The organism is Myxococcus sp. AM010, from assembly GCF_013372585.1.
In the GTDB taxonomy this organism is placed as follows: domain Bacteria; phylum Myxococcota; class Myxococcia; order Myxococcales; family Myxococcaceae; genus Myxococcus; species Myxococcus vastator.
Window position 1 is genome coordinate 75,039 of sequence record NZ_JABXEO010000002.1, and the last position, 20,437, is coordinate 95,475.

A 20,437-nucleotide genomic window follows, 5' to 3' on the forward strand; every position below is an offset into this window, starting at 1 on the left:
AGACAAACGCGGCCAGTCCAAGGACGTATGTGGTCCTCGTCAACGACGAGGCCGAATACTCGATCTGGCCCACGAACAAGCCGCTGCCGAACGGGTGGCGTGACGCGGGGCGGACGGGCACCAGGTCGGAGTGCCTCGCGTACGTCGATGAGGTGAGCGCCGATGAACCAGCGGGCGCCGCCGAGGCGGCCGAGTTCGTCGAGCCGGTGACCGCCGCTGAGCGGCAGGCCTGCGCCGTGGTCGCGGAGGTGCTCGGAATCGAGCGTGTCGGCGTCAACGACAACTTCTTCGTGCGCGGCGGCACCTCGCTGCTCGCGATCCGCCTCCTGGAGAAGCTCCGCGCGGTCGGATTGCAGGTGAGCCCCAAGGACGTGTTCGAGGCCGGAGACGTGGGAGAGCTGGCGCGGCGGCTGCAACCCCTGCGGAAGCTCCACGAGGCGCCGCCGAACAAAATCCCACCCGACGCGCAGCGGATCACCCCAGAGATGCTGACGCTGGTGGCGCTGGAGCAGGACTCGATCGACGAGATCGTGGCGCTGGTGCCCGGGGGCGCGAGCAATGTTCAGGACATCTACCCGCTCACTCCGTTGCAGGAGGGGTTCGTCTTCCAGCACCTGGCGTCGGAGGTCGACCCGTATCTGACCTCCCTCGTCCTTCACTTCGACGCGGAGCAGGACCTGGCGCGCTTCACGCGAGGGCTTGACGAGTTCGTCGCGCGGCATGACATCCTCCGTACATCGGTCGTGTGGCACATTCGCCCGCGCCCCGTGCAGGTCGTCTGGCGCCGCGCGACGCTCTCGACTCATCGGCGCGAGTCGGTCACGACAGAGGAAGAACTCCTGGCCATCGGTGCGGCGCAGGCGACCGGGTTCGATCTGCAGCGGGCGCCCCTCATGCGCGCCACGGAGGCACCGAACCCACAGGGGGGCTGGAGCCTCCTGCTGGTACTTCACCACGTCATCGACGACGACGTGCTGCTCAGGAACCTCGCCAGCGAGTTCCACGCCCGGGCCGCGGGCCGGAGCCTTCCGGCGCCCGCCCCGTTTCGGAACTTCGTCTCATACCTGTCGAGTCGTGACCCGAAGGCGAGCGAGTCTTTCTGGCGGGAACAGCTCGAGGGGCTCCGTGAGTCGACGAACCCAATCCGCGGCCGCCGCGCGAGGCCAGCCACCCGTGGGAGCGTGCTGGGACGCGACCTGACCGAGCGGGTCCGCGAGACCAGCCGCGCATGCGCCGTGGTCCCCGCGGCGCTCATGCACCTGGCGTATGCCGTCGTCCTCGCCCGGCGTGGCGGGACTGACGACGTCGTGTTCGGGACCGTCCTGAACGGACGTTCGGCGCCGGTCGTGGGGCTGGAAGCAACGGCCGGCATGTTCCTCAGCACGCTGCCGGTCCGCGTCCGCCTCGACCAGGGAAGCGTGCGGGGCGCGCTCTCTCTCATGCACGCGCTGCTCGCGGAGCTGCCCGCGCATGACCATGTGCCGCTGCCCATGATTCAGAGCTGGTCGAGCATTCCGCCCTCAGCCCCGCTGTTCTCGGCGCTCCTGAACACCAGGCACGCGACGGACGACGGGACGGATCGCCTCTTCCATGGGGACCTCGGCGTGCGGGACGGCCGCGCAGGCGAGGCAACGCACTACCCCTTCGCGCTGAGCATCAACGACGTCGCCGACGGCTATCAACTGGTCCTGCAGACCGTCGCTGACGATGGCGAGGCCGTCCTGGCCAGGTTCGAGCAGGTCCTGGCGTGCATCGTCGCGGACGTGGAGCAACCGGTTACGGCCGTGCTCCCTGGGACGGCGCTCGAGGCGTCCGTGCGGCGGAGCCTGGCGTTCTGGCGGTCAAGGCTCGCGGGGGCGCCCCAGGCGATTGACATGCCGACTGACCGCGCACGAGACGGCGCGCGGAGTTACCAGGCTGGACTGATGGGGTTTCAGGTCGCCCCGGCGCTTGAGAAGAAGCTCGCCGAGTTCAACGTCGAGCGCGACGCGACGCCATACGTGACGCTCCTCTCCGCCTTCGTTGCCCTGCTGTATCGCTACACGCACCAGGAAGACATGGTCATCGGCTCGCCGGTGGCTCCTGGCCAGTCTGGCGGTGCATTGCCGCTCCGGCTAGGCGTGCGCGGCGAGGACTCCTTCACGGCGCTCGTGCAGAAGGTGCGCGAGACGGTGCTTGAGGCGCTCGAACACCCAGTGGCGCTGGAAGACCTCGTGCGCGAAGTCGGCACGGATCCGCTCTTCCAGGTCACGTTCGCGTTGCAGCCGCTGCGGCTGGAGCACACCTCGGCGATGTTCGACCTCATCCTGACGTTGGGTGACGAGGGGGAGGGGCTGGAGGGGAGCGTCAACTACGCGTCGGCGCTGTTCGACGCCGGGACGGCGGAACGGCTGGCGAAGCACTACCTGGCGCTGCTGGAGTCCATGCTGGCCGAGCCGGAGCGGGCGATTGGGGAGCAGCCGCTCATCTCCGAGGACGAGCGGCGCGGGCTGCTGGAGGCGGGCCGGGGGCCCGTCACCGAACTGCCGAGCGGGAGCATCGCGGAGGTCTTCGAGTCGGTCGTGGCGGGTGGGCCGGAGGCGATTGCGGTCGTGTGCGCGAGCGCGGAGGGGCGGCCGTCGGTGACGTACGGCGAGTTGAACCGGCGGGCCAACCAGCTGGCGCGCTACCTGCGAGAGGCGAGCCCCACCCGGCTGGCGCGCGTCGGGATTGCGATGGAGCGCTCGCTGGCGTCGCTGGTGTCGACCCTGGCGGTGCTCAAGGCTGGAGCGGCCTATGTCCCCCTGGACCCGCACGCTCCCGCCGAGCGCCTGCGGTTCATCATCAACGACACGGACCTCGACCTGATTCTCACCGATGGCGCGGTGGGGCTGGACGGGGGCGGCCGGCCAACGGTGGACGTGCGTGAGCGCGGGGCGGCGATTGACGCGTTGCCGGGCGAGGACCTGGCGCGTCACGGGGGAGCGGATGACCTCGCGTATATCATGTACACGTCGGGCTCGACGGGGCGGCCCAAGGGCGTATGCGTGCGCCAGCGCGGCGTGGTGCGGTTGGTATGCAATACCAACTACTTCGCGGGGGCAGGGGGCCTGCGATTCACACACCTGAGCCCGACGACGTTCGACGCGGCGACGTTCGAAATCTGGGGAAGTCTGCTCAATGGGGCGACGATGGTGCTGCTGGAGGGTCGGCAGCTGTCGCTCGACGCCCTCGCCGGGGCGCTGGAGCGCGAGCGTGCGGAGGTCGTCTGGCTGACCACGGGGCTGTTCAAGTTGCTGGTCGAGCATCGGCTCGATGCCCTGAAGCACGTGAGGTACCTTGCCACCGGCGGTGACGTGGCGCCGCTGGCGCAGGTGTCGAAGGTGCTCGCGGCGCTGCCGGGGTGCACGCTGGTCAACGGGTACGGCCCGACCGAGAACACCACGTTTTCGACGACGTTCCAGGTGCCAGCCGGCCACGCCTGCACCCGTCCGCTGCCCATCGGCAAGCCCATCGCCAATAGCAGCGCCTTCGTGGTGGACGCGCGCGGGGAGCTCGTCCCATGTGGCGTGGTCGGGGAGCTGTACGTCGGTGGGGCAGGGGTGGCGGGGGGCTACTGGAACCAGCCGGAGCTGACGGCGGAGCGCTTCGTCACGTCGCCGTCGCTCGGCGCCGGTCCGCTGTATCGAACTGGCGACCTCGCGAGGTGGCGTGCGGACGGCAACCTCGACTTCCTGGGCCGCGCGGACCAGCAAGTCAAGATTCGCGGCTTCCGCATCGAGCCCGCGGAGATAGAAGCGGTGCTGGCGGAGCGCGCGGGTGTTCGAGAAGTGGTGGTCGTGGCACGTGAGGACGCGCTCGGCCAACGCGGGCTGGTTGCATACTGTGTCGCCGCGAATGACGTGTCGCCGGGCGAGTTGCGCGCCGTGGCCGAGCAGTATCTGCCGGACTACATGATCCCGGCCGTGTTCGTGACGCTTCCCTCGCTCCCGCTGCTGCCGAGCGGAAAAGTGGATCGGCGGGCGCTGCCGGCACCGGACGCTGCGCGCCGCACTGGTGCTCCGGCGTACGTCCCACCGCAGTCAGCGCTGGAGGAGTCGATCGCCGCGATCTGGCGGGAGGTCCTCCACCTGGAACGCGTCGGGTGCACCGACAACTTCTCAGACCTCGGCGGTCATTCACTCAACGCGATGCTGATGGCGGCACGCGTTCGCAAGGAGCTCGGTGTCGACGTCCTGCTCCGAGACCTGCTCGCGCGTCCAACCATCCGGCAGCAGGCGGACTTCTTCGCGGCGGCCGGCGCGGGACGGACGAAGCGGGCACGGAGTGCGCAGGCCGCGGTGGCGGCGCCGACGCCGCGGCAGCGACGGACGTACGTCCTGAGCGAGCTCGACGCAGGTACTCGCTACAACAGGCCGCGCGCCTGCCACATCGACGGGGAACTGGATGTGGGCGGGCTGGAAGAGGCGCTGCGTGCGTTGATCCGGCGGCACGAGGTGTTGCGGACCTCTTTCGAGGAGCGGGACGGTGGGATCGTCAAGCTCGTGCATGAGGAGGTGCCGTTCTCTGTCGGAGTGGCTCAGCCCGCGCGTGAGCCGGAGGAGCTCGTGCGGCCGTTCGATTTGAGCACCGCCCCCCTGATGCGGGTGGAGCTCGGCGCACGGGGCGGCTCCGCCGCGCTGCTGATGGTGGACGTGCACCGGATCGCCGCCGAGCCGGCGTTGCTCGCGGACCTGGATGCCGTGCTGGCGGCGCACGGGCTGCTCCCGATTCAGGTCGGGGAGCGCTCAATTGACGAGGGGGCGGACGCGTATGAACGAAGCTACCCGCTCGCGCCCCAGCAGCGGCAACTGTGGTTCCTGCACGAGCTGAACGGCGCGAACAGCGTCTACAACATGATTGCCGCCGTCGAGGTGACGGGAGTCATCGACGCTGGCGCGTTCGCGTCGGCCGTGAATCAGGTCATTTCGCGGCACGACGGCCTGCGCACGACGTTCGAGCTGCGCGATGGCGGGCCGGTCCAGATCGCCCATGACACTCTTCAGGGAGTGTTTTCCTACGACGACCTGCGCGCGTTGCCGGCCTCGTCGCGCAGGGATGCCGCAATGGCAGTCGTGCAGCAGGAAGCCGCGCGCACGTTTGACCTGGTGCGTGGGCCGCTCATCCGGCTCAGGGTGAGCCAGACCGCGGATGACAAGGCGGTCGTCGTCTCGACCATGCATCACATCGTCTCCGACGGCTGGTCGGTCAGCTTGTTCCTGACCGAACTCATGGAAGGCTATGAGGCGCACGCGCGCGGCGCGCAGCCAGGCCATCGGGCGCTGGGAGCTCAGTACACGGACTACGTCACCTGGCGCGCGCAGTTGCCGGTGCGGCAGAGTCTTGAGTTCTGGAAGGCGAAGCTCGCGGGGGCGCCCCAGGAGATCGACCTGCCGACCGACCGCGCAAGAGACGGCGCGCGGAGTCATCAAGGAGGACTCGCGGGGTTCCAGGTCGCTCCGACGCTGGAGAAGCGGCTCGCCGAGTTCAACGTCGAGCGTGACGTGACGTCGTACGTGACGCTCTTGTCCGCCTTCGTTGCCCTGCTGCATCGCTATACACGTCAGGAAGACATGGTCATCGGTTCGCCGGTGGCGAATCGTCAGCACGGCGTTTTCCACGGTACGATGGGCTACTTCGTCAGCACGCTGCCGCTCCGCGTGAGTGTGCGCGGCGAAGAGTCGTTCACGGACCTCGTGCGAAGGGTCCGCGAGGTCGTTCTCGACGCGCTTGAGCATCAGGACGTGTCGCTGGAAGAGATTGTGAGTGAGCTCCAGCCCGACCGGGAGCCGGGCAGGAACCCTTTGTTCCAGGTGATGTTCGCCCTCCAGAACCTCCCGGCCGTAGGGGCCGTGAAGGGCCTCGAACTGCAGCCGCTGCGGCTGGAGCACACCTCGGCGATGTTCGACCTCATCCTGACGTTGGGTGACGAGGGGGAGGGGCTGGAGGGGAGCGTCAACTACGCGTCGGCGCTGTTCGACGCCGGGACGGCGGAACGGCTGGCGAAGCACTACCTGGCGCTGCTGGAGTCCATGCTGGCCGAGCCGGAGCGGGCGATTGGGGAGCAGCCGCTCATCTCCGAGGACGAGCGGCGCGGGCTGCTGGAGGCGGGCCGGGGGCCCGTCACCGAACTGCCGAGCGGGAGCATCGCGGAGGTCTTCGAGTCGGTCGTGGCGGGTGGGCCGGAGGCGATTGCGGTCGTGTGCGCGAACGCGGAGGGGCGGCCGTCGGTGACGTACGGCGAGTTGAACCGGCGGGCCAACCAGCTGGCGCGCTACCTGCGAGAGGCGAGCCCCACCCGGCTGGCGCGCGTCGGGATTGCGATGGAGCGCTCGCTGGCGTCGCTGGTGTCGACCCTGGCGGTGCTCAAGGCTGGAGCGGCCTATGTCCCCCTGGACCCGCACGCTCCCGCCGAGCGCCTGCGGTTCATCATCAACGACACGGACCTCGACCTGATTCTCACCGATGGCGCGGTGGGGCTGGACGGGGGCGGCCGGCCAACGGTGGACGTGCGTGAGCGCGGGGCGGCGATTGACGCGTTGCCGGGCGAGGACCTGGCGCGTCACGGGGGAGCGGATGACCTCGCGTATATCATGTACACGTCGGGCTCGACGGGGCGGCCCAAGGGCGTATGCGTGCGCCAGCGCGGCGTGGTGCGGTTGGTATGCAATACCAACTACTTCGCGGGGGCAGGGGGCCTGCGATTCACACACCTGAGCCCGACGACGTTCGACGCGGCGACGTTCGAAATCTGGGGAAGTCTGCTCAATGGGGCGACGATGGTGCTGCTGGAGGGTCGGCAGCTGTCGCTCGACGCCCTCGCCGGGGCGCTGGAGCGCGAGCGTGCGGAGGTCGTCTGGCTGACCACGGGGCTGTTCAAGTTGCTGGTCGAGCATCGGCTCGATGCCCTGAAGCACGTGAGGTACCTTGCCACCGGCGGTGACGTGGCGCCGCTGGCGCAGGTGTCGAAGGTGCTCGCGGCGCTGCCGGGGTGCACGCTGGTCAACGGGTACGGCCCGACCGAGAACACCACGTTTTCGACGACGTTCCAGGTGCCAGCCGGCCACGCCTGCACCCGTCCGCTGCCCATCGGCAAGCCCATCGCCAATAGCAGCGCCTTCGTGGTGGACGCGCGCGGGGAGCTCGTCCCATGTGGCGTGGTCGGGGAGCTGTACGTCGGTGGGGCAGGGGTGGCGGGGGGCTACTGGAACCAGCCGGAGCTGACGGCGGAGCGCTTCGTCACGTCGCCGTCGCTCGGCGCCGGTCCGCTGTATCGAACTGGCGACCTCGCGAGGTGGCGTGCGGACGGCAACCTCGACTTCCTGGGCCGCGCGGACCAGCAAGTCAAGATTCGCGGCTTCCGCATCGAGCCCGCGGAGATAGAAGCGGTGCTGCGCCAGCATGCACGGGTGACCGATGCGGTCGTCTGCGTCTGGCAGTCGTCAGACGACGACCCCAAGCGTCTCGTCGCCTACGTGGTCGCCAGGAGCGGTGCCACGGTTGGCGCGAGCGAGCTCCGCAGCTACCTGGAACAGCGCGTGCCCGAGTACATGGTGCCGGCGAACTACGTGTTCCTGGAGGTGCTGCCTCTCAACGCGCATCAGAAGGTCGACCGACGGGCCCTCCCTCCACCAGACGACTCGCAGGTGGCGTTTTCGGCTCCCGCGACAGCGGAGGAGGCGCTGCTCTGTCGCATCTGGGCGGAGCTGCTCGGGCTTGAGCGCCTGGGGACGCGCGACGACTTCCTGGAGCGAGGAGGCGACTCGCTGCTGGCCTTGCAGGCGGCGATGCGCGCCCGCAAGGAGGGCTTCGAGGTCGACCCGGATGTGTTCCTGCGGCAGCGCACGGTGCAGGCGAGTGCACCCCGCATGGTGCGCTGCGCTCTCCCGCCGCGAACTCCCAGCGCAGCCGATGCCGACGGTCGCAGCCTGCCACTGTCGGCGTCCCAGCAAGCGATGCTCGTGCACTCCCTGGTGAGCGGGGCCCCGGACCTCTACCTCCAGCACATCGAGGTGCCGCTGTCGGGGCCCGTCGACGCGGAGCTCATGCGAGACGCCCTGGCCACGCTGGTGTCACGTCATCCCGCGCTGCGCGCGAGCTTCGCGCTCGACGACGAGGGCATCGGCCACCAGCGCGTCCACGATGACGTCCAGGTCGCGTTCTCGTTCGCCGACCTCAGCGGCCTGGAGCCTGCGGCGCGGCGCCAGCACCTCGCGGTCCTCCGCGAACAGGACCGGCGACAAGGCAGCGTGCTGAGCTCGCCAGCGCTGGTCCGGTTCCGTCTGTTCAAGGATGCCGAGGACGCGTACCAGCTTGCCATCGTCCATCACCACATCGTGCTCGATGGCTGGAGCCTGTCGATCCTCCTCAAGGACCTGGACGACCTGTACCATGCGCGCTTGCTCGGTCGCCAGGAGCCCCGTCTGGCCGAGCCACCCCCAAGCATCCAGTCCTACGCGAAGTGGTGCGCCGAACGTGCCACCGACGCCCTGGAGGCGTTCTGGCGCGCCGAACTGGCTGGCTTCGAGGAGGCCACGACGTTCGACTCCGTGGCCCGGACACCGGAGCCCGGCGCGGCCTTCGACCATCAAGAGTGTCACGCGCGGCTGGACAGCTCCGAGGTGAGGCCCCTCTCACTGTTTGCGACCCGCCATGGGCTGACCTTGAGCACCCTGTTCCAGGGCGCCCTGGCGTATGTGCTGAGCCGCCTCTGTGGACGCGACGAGGTCATGTTTGGAGTGACCGTGTCGGGTCGACACGCGTCGTGCCCGCAGGCAGACGAGCGCGTGGGGCTCCTGATCAATACGCTGCCGGCCCGGACGAAGCTGTCGCCTGAGGCTTCCGTGCTGGCCTGGCTGAGCGCGCAGCAGCACCGCCTCGGATTGATGCGCGAGCACGGCACCGTCACCCAGGCGCAGCTTCGCGCGTGCAGCGACCTGCTCCCCGGAGCCGGGCCCTTCAAGCTGTTCGACTGCGTGCTCGTCTTCGAGAACTTTCCCGCGCCTGTGACCAGCAGCGGCTCGCGCTTCGAGTTCGGCGAGATGCGCTTCTCGGTCCCGCTGCATCTCCCGGTCGTCATCGCGGTGATCCCAACAGGGGGCACGATCCGGCTGCAGTGCAGCTATGACGGGCGGCTGTTCGACGAGGCGTTGGCGCAGCAACTCCTTCAGGCCCTCCGGCACGTCGTCTCCGAGTTCGTGCGGTGCGGGAGTCAGGGGCGGCTGCGAGACCTGCGGTTCCCGACGGTCGCGGAGACCGCGCTGCTGACCCGGTGGAACGACACCGCGACGGCGGGCCCCGGGGATGATGTCTTTGACCTGGTCGCTCGGCGGGCTGGTGCGCAGCCGGAGGCGGTCGCGATCCAGGCGGGCTCACGTCGCGTCACGTATGCCGAACTGCATCGTGATGCCGAGGCACTGGCGCGGCGGCTCCGCCACGCCGGTGTCCAGGCCGGGGACAGGGTGGGCCTGCACTTCGAACGCTCGCCCGAACTGGTGACGGCGATGTTGGCGGTCCTTCGTGCGCGCGCGTGCTTCGTGCCGCTGAGCACCACTGAGCCGATGAAGCGCGTCGACCTGAAGATCGCCGACGCTGCACCGGCGCTCGTCCTCACGTCCCAGGCGCTGCATGGGCGACTTGAAGGCGTGGAGTGCCTCTGCGTCGACGTGGCCGCCCCCGCAGTTGACACCGTGCTGGTCGCCGAACGCGCTCCGGTGGGGGCGGACGCGCCCGCGTACGTGATCTACACGTCGGGATCGACAGGGGCTCCCAAGGGCGTCGTCGTCTCTCGTGGTGCGCTGACGAACTACTCCGTCGCCGCGGCGGACAACTTCGCGCTCACGCCAGGCGATCGCGCGCTCCAGTTCGCCTCTGTCACGTTCGACGCATTCCTCGAGGAGGTCTTTCCGACCCTGCTCGCCGGCGCCACGCTGGTCCTACGAGACGACGTGTCGGCCGCCGACTTCCACCGCTTCTCCGAGCTCTGCGTCTCGAATGAGATCTCCGTCGTCAATCTGCCGACCGTGTTCTGGGAGGGGTGGATCAACGAGATCGACTCGCTGCCGGAGTGCGTCCGCCTGGTCGTGATCGGCGGTGACGCCGCCGCGATGGCGTCGGTGTCGCGTTGGCGCAAGGTCGCCTCGCCGCAGGTTCGGCTCCTCAACACCTATGGGCCCACGGAGGGCACCATCGTGGCGACGGCGCTCGACGTGGGGGCGTGGGACGCCACGGGTTTCCACGGCCCCTCGATTCCAATCGGAACCCCGGTGGCCAACGTCCAGGCATGGGTATGCGACCCGTGGGGGGGACCGCAACCACCGGGAGTCCCCGGTGAACTCATCATCGCTGGCGCTGGCGTGGCCATTGGCTACCTGGGCGATCCACAACAGACGCAGGCGAAGTTCATCGCGTCCGAGCCCGGTGCTCCCTTCAAGGGGCGTGCCTATCGCACGGGGGACCGCGCCCGGTGGACGAGGGATGGCGTCCTGGAGTTCCTGGGGCGGTTCGATGACCAGGTGAAGGTCAACGGCTTCCGCGTCGAGGTGAGGGAAGTGGAGGCCCTGCTCGCGCGCCACCCGAACGTGAAGGCCGCCGCCGTCAAGGCATTCCGGCGCGGCACCGCAGTGAGCCTCGTCGGCTATGTGGCCGAGCATCGCAGACTGGAACCCGCGGAGTACCGTGCCTATCTGCGCGAGCACCTCCCGGAGTACATGTGTACCAGCGAGATCGTCTCGTTGGCGCACCTGCCAATGACGTCGAGCGGCAAGGTCGACAAGCACTCCCTTGCCATGCCTGCCGCCAGGCCTGGAGCCGCGGTCTCCTCACGGGTTGGCAATGACCTCGAGGAGCTCACAGTCTCGGTGTTCAGCGACGTGCTCGGCACGGAGGTCACGCTCGACGCGGACTTCTTCGCGTTGGGAGGGACCTCCATCCTCGCGACCCTCGTCGCGTCACGCCTGCGCAAGCTCGTCGCCATGGAGGTGCCGGTTCGATGGTTGCTTGAGCATCCGACCGCGCGCGGACTGGCTCGCGCCCTCTCCGGTGCTCGTCGCGGAGACGGGCACCTCGCCCACGCGTGTGCGATTCCGCTGAAGTCCAGGGGCGACAAGGCACCCGTGTTCTTCGTGCCGGGGGTGTTCGGCTCGGTGGTCTACCTGAGCGCGCTCGCGAGGGCCTTCCCCGAGCATCGTCCGTTGTACGCGCTCCAGGCTCCCGGGCTGGACGGAGGAGCACCCCTCACAAGCATCGACGCGCTGGCGGAACACTACTGGCACGCCCTGCGGGCAATCCAGCCGGATGGCCCCTACCTGCTGGCCGGCCACTCCTTCGGCGGGACGGTGGCGTACGCGCTTGCTCGGCGCATCGTAGAGAGCGGCGCCTCCGTCGCGCATCTCTTCCTGGTGGACGGACAGGCTCCCACGCGGAGCCGCTGGGAAGAGCACCGTCGTGCTGACCTGCTGGCGGAGTTCGCCACGGCCTTCGGTGAATTCCTCGGGGTCGGAGCACCCGTGACCGCTGTGGAGATGGACGGCCTGGACGACGAGTCCGCCCTCGCGCTGGTGCGTCGACGGCTTGAGGAGGCGGGACTGGCCGGGGGCGGCGTTGACCTCGATACGCTGCGACGCTTCTTCGCGGTGTTCGACGCGAACATGCGCGCCCCAGTGGGTGAGCTGGACACGCCTCTCGCCGTCCACGCGACGCTGATCAAGGGAGCCCAGAGCGCGGCGCGGCAAGTGACGAACTCGAGCAGCTACGGGTGGACCGAGCGCTTCTCGCGTGAGCTCGAGGTGGTCACGATCCCGGGCGACCACTTCTCGATTTTGACAGCGCCGCTCGTGCGGCGACTGGTCGATGCGCTCGAGCAGCGGCTCCGGGGCGCCGGCGCGGAATAGGGACTTCGCGCCCCACGCGCGGTGGTGGGGCGTCACGAGACCTTTTCAAAGGAGGGACGATGGATACCAGCGATCTCAAGAAGCTGTCTGTTCGATACCACCCATCCGTGGAGGTGGGGAAGACGTCTGGCGTCCGGACGTGCAGACGCGACAGTCGCATCGCGATCTACATTCACATCCCGTTCTGCGCGACGCGGTGCCACTTCTGCACGTTTGCGATTGTCACGGGCAAGAGCGTCACCCACGACATCATGGAGGACTACCTCGAAGCCCTCAAGAAGGAGATGGCGCACTACGCCGCGATCCTCAAGGAGCAGCGTGTTCGGATCGAGACGATCCAGATTGGCGGCGGCACGCCCACGATCCTTGGAACCGGTCAGCTACAGCACCTGTTCGACTTCGTGCTCGAGACGTTCGATTGCTCGGAGCTCCACGAGATCATCGTGGAGGGCTTTCCGACCACCATCACGAAGGACAAGGTCGAAGTGCTGTCGCGTATCGATCGACTCAAGCTCAACATTGGCATCCAGACCTTCAACGAGAACAACCTCGCCGACGTGGGCCGGCGGCACTCGCTCACCGACGCGGTCTCGACGGTGAGGCTCGCGAAGGACGCGAACATCAAGTCGGTGGGGGTCGACATCATCTTCGGGTTGCCCGGCAGCACTACCGACGACGTCATCAATGACGTGAAGACGATCTCGATGCTGGGCGTGGACCATCTCGCCCTCTACCCGCTGTGGGTCTACGAGAGCACGCCGGTCGATCGCAAGATCCAGCGAGGAGCCTTGGTGCGCACGCGCTTCGATGGGCTTCAGCAGCAGATGGCCGCGGGGCAGGCGTTGCTCGTCGCGAACGGCTACGAGCGCTACACGGCGTTTCACTACACGACCTCGGACGCCCACCAGCATCAGTACGGCCTGTGGCAGATGCGTGCGCGTGAGTGGATTGGCTTCGGCATGGCCGCGATGAGCTACATGAATGGCGAGATCGTGCTGAACGAAAAGGTTCTCAGGCGCTACATCGAGAAGGTCCGCGGCGGCCTCGTCGATACCGGCTCGGGGCAGCGGTTCTCGTCCGACGAGGAGATGCGCTTCGCGCTGCAGTATGGCTTGCGGCTTCGCGACTACCCGACAGCGCAGTTCAGGGACGCGTTCGGTTGCGACGTCCAAGAGGTCTATGGGCAGGAACTCCGGTACCTATCCGAGCTGGGCCTCATCACGTTTGACGAACGGCAAATCAACCTCACGCCGGACGGCATCCTGCAGCTCGGCTCCATTGAGAAGTACATCACGAGGGAGATTGCCTCGATTCCGTCCGAGCACCATTGACAAGACCCTGCGGGAGAGGCGGCTGGCCACGGAACGCCACCTCCAGACAAGGAAGGTCTCGCGATGAAGGAAACGGTTGATTGTTTGGTCATCGGCCATCATCAGATGCACTTCCCGACTTTCGTCGAGAGCATCCGACAGCTCGGTGAGGACTCGGGCGCGTTCAGGGACATCTGCACCAGCTTCTACGAGGAAGATGGTGAGGTCGTCTCGTGCACGGACTACTTCAACCGGTATCACCGGTCGCCGGACGAGTCGGAGTTCAATTACGACAACATCTTCAGCGCGACGATCGCCTATCTGTGCACGTTCTTGCGTCGGCGCGGCCTGACCTGCGCCTACCTCAATTCGTACCGCGAGGGCCGCGCCGACCTGATCGAGAAGCTCCAGAGCCATCACGTCCGTACCGTGGCGGTGACGACCACCTACTATGTCGTCGCCCTCCCGATCTCCGACATCATCGAGACGATCAGGCGCTACTCGCCGGACACGAAGATCATCCTGGGCGGTCCGTTCATCACGACCCAGAACAAGATTCACGATCATGAGTCCTTCCTGTTCACCCTGGAGCAGCTCGGAGCCGACTATTACGTCGTGAGCTCGCAGGGAGAGCAGGCGCTCGTCAATATCATCAAATCGGTCATCGACGGGGCATCTGCTGCCGGCATCGCGAACTGCATCTATCGAGATGGTGGCAAGTTCGTCGCCAACGCCCTTGAGACCGAGTCCAGCGAACTCGGCCACAACGTCGTCGATTGGTCCCTGTTCGAGAACGACGTGGGCCACCGGGGACGGAAGATGGTCAATGTCCGGACCGCGGTCTCCTGCCCGTACGCCTGCACCTTCTGCAGCTTTCCGATCCACGCAGGGTCGTACAAGTACCTCGAGCCGACCCTGGTCGCGCGCGAGCTCGACGAGCTCGAGCGACTTGAGGTCAGGAGTGTGACGTTCGTCGACGACACCTTCAATGTCCCGCTGGGGAGGTACCGTGAGTTGCTGCGACTTCTCAAGGAGCGACGATACCGGTTCAAGTGGGACTGCAACCTCAGGCTCCAGCAGATCGACGAGGAGACCATCGGCCTCATGCGCGAGGCCGGGTGCCATGGGGTGTTTCTCGGCATCGAGTCCGGCAGCGCCACGATCCTCGGGAACATGAACAAGAAGTCCCGTGTCGAGGCATACCGGCGCGGCATCAAGGTGCTGCGCCAGCACGGAATCATGAGCTACGCCTCTTTCATCGTCGGCTTCCCCGGAGAGACGGAGAGCACGATCCGCGAGACGATCGACCTCATTGAAACGGCGCAGCCGGACTTCTTTCGAGCGCAGCTCTGGTACTACGACACGTCGACGCCCATCCACAAGCAGGCGGCGAACTACAATCTGACGAACTCTCAGTTCGAGTGGTCGCACAGCACGATGACGTCGCGAGAGGCCCAGTGGTGGGTCGACTACCTTCATCGTCACATCGAGAACTCGGTGTGGTTGCCACAGAATGACTTCGACTATCCGAGCCTGTTCAACCTGCTCAGTCGAGGCTGGAGCGTCGAGCGCATCAAGGGGATGCTGCGAGCGTTCAACGCCAAGGTCCGGGCAGGGCTGTTGTCACCCGCGCCGCCGGCTGGTGCCGCGAGCATGAACTCGGAACTCCTCGCGCGCGCGGAGCTGAAGTTCTGAAGGGAATCGACATCGCCAACCCCGAGCCCCAGGTCCGTACGCATGAACGAGATGTTGTCGGCAGAAGCGATCAAGAACAAACAGACGACATACTGGCGCAACCGGAGCGTGGACGCGCTCACGTGCGCGTCGTTGATCCAGTATCTGTCCGTCGATCGCCCCTCTCCTGGGCGACGCCGAGCCCGTGTCGGACTGGAGATCAGTGACGAGGCATCCGGGAACCTGCTCCGGATCGCGGGCGGCTCGGACATGGCCGTCTACATCCTGTTCGTCACCGTGTTCAAGGCCGCCGTGGCGCGGTTTACCGGTGAGCCGCGGGTGTCGTTGCTGTCGCCAACCTACCGCGAACCCGCCACGCGCGCGCTGGCGTCATCACGGGGGGGCGCCGACTACGTCCTCCTCCAGGATCAGGTCGACCTGGGAGGAGGGCTGAGGGAGAACGGCGCCATCACGCAGCGCACCGTGATTGGCGCCTACTCGAATCAGGATTACTTCGCGGCCGAGCTCACCGGTGCCTCCCGTGACCTCGTCGATGCTCATGTCTTGATTTCGTCCCAGGCACTCCATGACCGCACGGACCTGTCCGACCGGTCGCCCCTTGTCGCCCACGTTTCACGGCGAGGGACGAGGCTGGAGGCGGAGCTGGTGCTCGATCCGGATGTGGTCGAGCAGCGGCTGGCCGAGTCGTTCGCGCGCTACCTTTCGCTCCTGGTCGACCGGAGCAGTCGCGAGACGTCCAGGGCGTTCAACGACATCGAGTGGCTCGCGGATGCGGACGCGGCGCGGCTGGCCGCGTTTTCGCAGGGCACCGTGCGTCCCATCGAGGACTGCGCGCTTCACGAGCTGTTCGAGTGGCAGGCGGGGAAGACCCCTTTGGCGACCGCGCTGAGCTGCGGCGACCAGCGCGTCACCTATGCCGAGCTCAACGCCATGAGCGAGCGCGCCGCGCGGGGGCTTGTCGCCCGTGGCGTCAAGCCGGGCGACTTCGTCGTGCTGCTGTACAGCCGAAGCGTGGAGATGGTCGCGGCGATCCTGGCGGTCGGAAAGGCAGGTGCCGCCTTCGTGCCGGTCGGCTCCGACCTGCCGGCCGCCCGCGTCGCCGCGATCCTCGACCAGGCATCGCCACGCTGCGTGCTGACCAACCTGGAGCGAAGCAAGGTGCCGGGCGGGGCCTTGGTGCTGACGGTGGATGAGGCAAGTGCCTCGGGTGACGATGCCATCGCGCTCCCTCCGTCGCGCGAGTTCGCCCGCGACGGCATCGCGTATGCCATCTTCACCTCGGGGTCGACCGGAACGCCCAAAGGCGTCTTGATTGAGCATCGGGGCATCGTCAACGCCGTCACCTGCTGGACCGCGGCGCATGGGGTCTCGCCGGGGCACCGCATGTTGCAGGTGTTCTCGTCCGCCTTCGACGGGTTTGTCCTGACCTTCTTCTCGTCGCTCGCCGGGGGGGCCACGACGGTGCTGGTGAAGGACAACGAGGCCCGCACGCCCTCTGCGCTCGTGCGGCACATCCGCCAGCATGCAATCACGCATAGCTGCCTCACTCCGGCCCTGTTTCACGGAATCCTGGAAGAGGCCTCGGAGGCGGATCTGTCCTCACTCGTGGGCGTGGCGCTGGCGGGAGATGTCACGCGGCGGGCAACGGTTGCGCTGTGCCGCTCGTTGAACCCTCGGGTGGCTCTGTCCAACGGCTACGGCCCGACGGAGAACTCGGTGGTCTCGACCTTCCATCCGAACATGGAGGTCGAGTCGGTGCAGGTGATTGGGAAGCCGGTCGGCAACGTCGGGCTCTACATCCTCGACGCCGCGCTTCGGCCAGTTCCGCCGGGGGTCTTCGGGCAGATCGCGTTGAGCGGGCCGGGGCTGGCGCGAGGATACCTGAACGACCCGGAGCGGACCGCCGAGCGCTTCGTGACGTGGCGAGGTCAGCGGATCTATCTGTCCGGCGACGTTGGCCGGTGGCGTCCAGATGGCACGGTCGAGTTCCGTGGTCGCTCGGACGATCAGGTCAAGCTGCGCGGGTATCGCATCGAGCTCGAGGACATCCGGCGTCAGCTCCTGCTGCACGACGGCGTGAAGGAGGCGGTCGTCTTTGTCGACGAGGCTGTCCCCGACGCGGCCCTGGTCGCGTGCTTCACCGCGTCCGATGCCGTCAACGTGGACGCGCTGCGTGAGCACCTGCGGGCGCGTCTGCCGGAGTACATGGTGCCCGCCGAGGTGGTGCGGCTCGACGAGATACCGCTGACGCAGGCCGGGAAGTACGACCTCGTCGAGGTCAGGGCGCGCGCAAGGAGTCAACGAGCACGCTCGAATGACGAGCAGCCGTCCACCGACGTTGAGCGACGCCTCGCGGTGATGTGGTCGAAGCTTCTCGAGCTCGACAACATCGCCGTGAACAAGAGCTTCTTCGCGCTGGGGGGCCACTCCCTGAAGGCCACCCGGCTATTGGCCCGCATCCACGCCGAGTTCGGGGTCACGTTGTCTCTGGATGAGGTGTTCCGCTCGAACACGGTCCGGAAGCTGGCGGCGGTCATCGAGCGCGAACGTGAGCCCCTGAATACGGCGATCCAGACGGTTGGCGACAGGGCAGGGTATCCGCTGTCGCCGGCGCAGCAGCGCATGCTGGTGCTCGCGGCCGATGATGCGTTGCAGATGAGCTACAGCGTGCCCGTCGTGTTCGAGCTCGCGGGCGAGCTCGACGTCGCCTGGCTGGAGGCGTCGCTCAACGCGGTGGTGAAGCGGCATGACGGCCTCCGGACGTACTTCGTCTGGGAGGAGAGCGGTGTGTCGCAGGCGATCGAGCGCGAGTGCACGCTCTCCATTCGCCGGCAGACGGTCGCGGCGACCGACGACCTTTCCGACGCGCTACGTGCGCTGAGGACTCGCTTCGACCTGTCACGAGCTCCGTTGTTGGCGGTGACGCTCGTGGATGCGGCGGACCGCGGCCGGTACTTGTTCTTCGAATTCCATCACGTCATCGTCGATGAGACGTCGCTGGGCATCTTCTTCCGAGAGCTGCAGTCGGCCTACAACAGAGGCGAGCTCGGGCCGGTGCCGTCGCTGCGCTACGTCGACTACGCCACGTGGCAGCGAGACCAACAGCGGGCCTCGCCGTACATGGCGCAGCTCGCCTACTGGAAGGACAAGCTGGCCAGGGCGCGGCTCGGGCCAGTCGCGCTGCCCTTCACGGAGGGCTCTGACGGATGCGAGACCGGCCGTGGCGACCAGCATGTCGTCTGCGTCGACGAGCAACTGGCGAATTCGATTCGGGAGCTGTGCCGGCGCGAGGAGTTGACGCTGTTCATGTTGTTCGCGGGCTCGTTCGCCCTCCATCTCCACCGGCTGACCAGACAGGACGAAATCGTCATCGGCAGCCCGATCTCCGAGCGGTCGCGGCCCGAGACGCACGGCGTGATAGGGCTGTTCCTGAACACGCTGCCGCTGCTCTACCGGTTCGATGAGCGCGCCGCGGTCGGTCAGTTCTTGCAGACCGTCAAGAAGGAGTTGCTGCGCGACATGGCGAACGCGGACGCGCAACTCGAGGACATCTTGCGGAGCCTCGCGGTGGCGCGTACGGTCGACAACCGCTCTGTCTTCAACGTGATGGTCGCGATGATTGAGGATGGGGCCGAAACGCTGCGGCTCGGAGATACGAAGGCCAGAGCGATTGACGTCCACAACGGGACCGCGAAGTTCGATCTGCTGCTGGAGGTTCGCGCGACGGATGGCGACCTCCGCCTGGTGTTCGAGTACGCGCGCGAACGCCTTCACGCGTCCACGGTCGAGGCGCTCGGCCGCGGGTTCGTGGCGCTGCTGCAGCGGATTGTCGCCGCGCCTGACGTGGCCCTCGCTGGCCTCGGCGTGCTCGACGACGGCGAGCCCTGGCGCATTGACGCCAGCCCGCCCACTGTCAGCGAGGACGACACGCGCGCCGTACTGGAGGACGGCGCGCTCGCGAACGAGCTGGTCCGCACCTGGGCGAACGTCCTGAAGATCTCGCCTGATGGGATTGGCAGGAACGACAGCTTCTTCATGCTCGGTGGCGACTCTCTTGCCGTGACGGTCGTCGCGAAGGCAGTGAGAGAGTGGGGCTATCCGGTCAAGCTTCGCGAGCTGTTCGCGAACGACACAATCGCGAAGCTCTGCGCGCTGCTCGGCGACCGGCGGGTGTGAGCCCCTGAGGTCGTTCGTCGTCGGGGGATATCGTGCTTGCCATTGATTCACCCGCGCGCGCCTCGTCCCCGATGCCGTTGGCTATCAGGGCGAGCAGCACCTCTTGCACGCCGGAGCGACGTCCGGAGGCGCGGGGTGACGAGCTGGACAGGAGGCAGTTCACGGAGCTCTCGCTGGTGTCGGACCGACGGTTGTCGCTCATTGCCCGACGCCAGTGCTCGCTCGCCATCAACGGGGATTCGCGGCCGGCTCGACTGGCGGAGGGCTCATCGCGACCCGTGGGCGGCGTGCCGGTTGGCTGGCAGCAAGTCAGGACAGGACACGGAAGCAGGAGACGAAAATGGAAGCGGCCTTGAGAGAAATCTGGTGCAAGCTGCTCGGAGTCGACTCGGTCTCGAGTTCAAGCAACTTCTTCATTGAAGGTGGGGACTCCGCGAAGCTCGTCGCGCTCGCGATGGAGATTCGTAAGGAGTTCTCAATCGAGATGCCCCTCATGTCTATCTTCGAGGCCCAGAGCTTCGGGAACCTGAGCGCCGAAGTCAGCAGGCGGATGTCGCAGACGTGCACGAATGGGAGCATCGACCGATGAGCGACGTCCAGTACGACCAGTTCCTATCCCGCATCTACGACGACGCACCGTACTTCGGCCAGGCGAGATCGCGTGAGCCCGAGCTGTTCAACGGGTTCTACTTCAAGCACCTGCGCGACAAGACCCGCCGAGTCCTCGAGTTCGGCTCTGGGACCGGCATGCTCACCGTGCCACTGGCACGCGCTGGGTTCCTGGTGGACAGCGTCGACATCTCGTCGTCCATGCAGGAGGTCCTGGCAGGAAAGCTCCGCGCGGAGGATTCCTCGGTCGCGAAGCGGGTGCGGCAGTTCACCGCGGACGCACTGTCGTACCTCGGCGAGGAGCCGTACGACTCGATTGTCATGCCCGAGGGGCTCGTGATCGCGCTCCCCGACCGCGCGCTACAGATTGCATTGTTTGAGAGCTGCCACAGGAACCTGCGCAAGGGCGGGCGCATCTATGCCGATTTCGTCCAGCCACGGTACAAGGTGGTCTACGAACAGAAGCTCCAGGAGCACACGCGCTTCCGGACGCGCGATGGTGACGAATACCTGCTGTCGGTGACGTTTCGGAATGACCGACACTCGCAGGTCGAGGAGTGGGATGCGGTGTTCGCCAGGAAAGGCGCGCCGGAGCGCATCGCCGTCACGGTCAGCTTCCGATTCCTGTTCCATTCCGAGCTCCAGTTCATGCTGGAGCGTTGCGGCTTCAAGGTGATTGAAATTGACGTGAACCATGCGGGCGGCCTGGGGTTCGCGGTGATCGCCGAGAAGGTCTGA

At 67.0% G+C, this 20,437-nt stretch carries 6 protein-coding genes; all 6 read left to right on the plus strand.

Annotated elements, in window-relative coordinates; translation table 11 throughout:
* The first annotated feature begins 29 nt into the window (after window positions 1-29).
* The 6 genes from HV826_RS01995 (at window position 30) to HV826_RS02020 (ending at window position 20,437) form a co-directional block, all read left to right on the plus strand.
* Complete coding sequence (locus HV826_RS01995) at window positions 30-11,909, plus strand: non-ribosomal peptide synthetase (RefSeq protein ID WP_176415317.1); 11,880 nt, start codon at window positions 30-32, stop codon at window positions 11,907-11,909.
* Between the two features lie 59 nt (window positions 11,910-11,968).
* Complete coding sequence (locus HV826_RS02000) at window positions 11,969-13,240, plus strand: coproporphyrinogen-III oxidase family protein (RefSeq protein WP_176415318.1); 1,272 nt, start codon at window positions 11,969-11,971, stop codon at window positions 13,238-13,240.
* A gap of 63 nt (window positions 13,241-13,303) precedes the next feature.
* The gene (locus HV826_RS02005; RefSeq protein WP_176415319.1) at window positions 13,304-14,914 is read left to right on the plus strand and encodes a B12-binding domain-containing radical SAM protein; all 1,611 of its coding nucleotides are present in this window, start codon (window positions 13,304-13,306) and stop codon (window positions 14,912-14,914) included.
* Between the two features lie 42 nt (window positions 14,915-14,956).
* Window positions 14,957-19,090, plus strand: coding sequence for a non-ribosomal peptide synthetase (locus HV826_RS02010; RefSeq protein WP_176415320.1), 4,134 nt, complete (start codon window positions 14,957-14,959; stop codon window positions 19,088-19,090).
* Between the two features lie 340 nt (window positions 19,091-19,430).
* A complete protein-coding gene (locus HV826_RS02015; RefSeq protein WP_176415321.1) occupies window positions 19,431-19,679 on the plus strand; it encodes an acyl carrier protein in 249 nt (82 codons plus the stop codon).
* Complete coding sequence (locus tag HV826_RS02020) at window positions 19,676-20,437, plus strand: bifunctional 2-polyprenyl-6-hydroxyphenol methylase/3-demethylubiquinol 3-O-methyltransferase UbiG (protein ID WP_176415322.1); 762 nt, start codon at window positions 19,676-19,678, stop codon at window positions 20,435-20,437. The genes HV826_RS02015 and HV826_RS02020 overlap by 4 nt, the downstream gene beginning before the upstream one ends.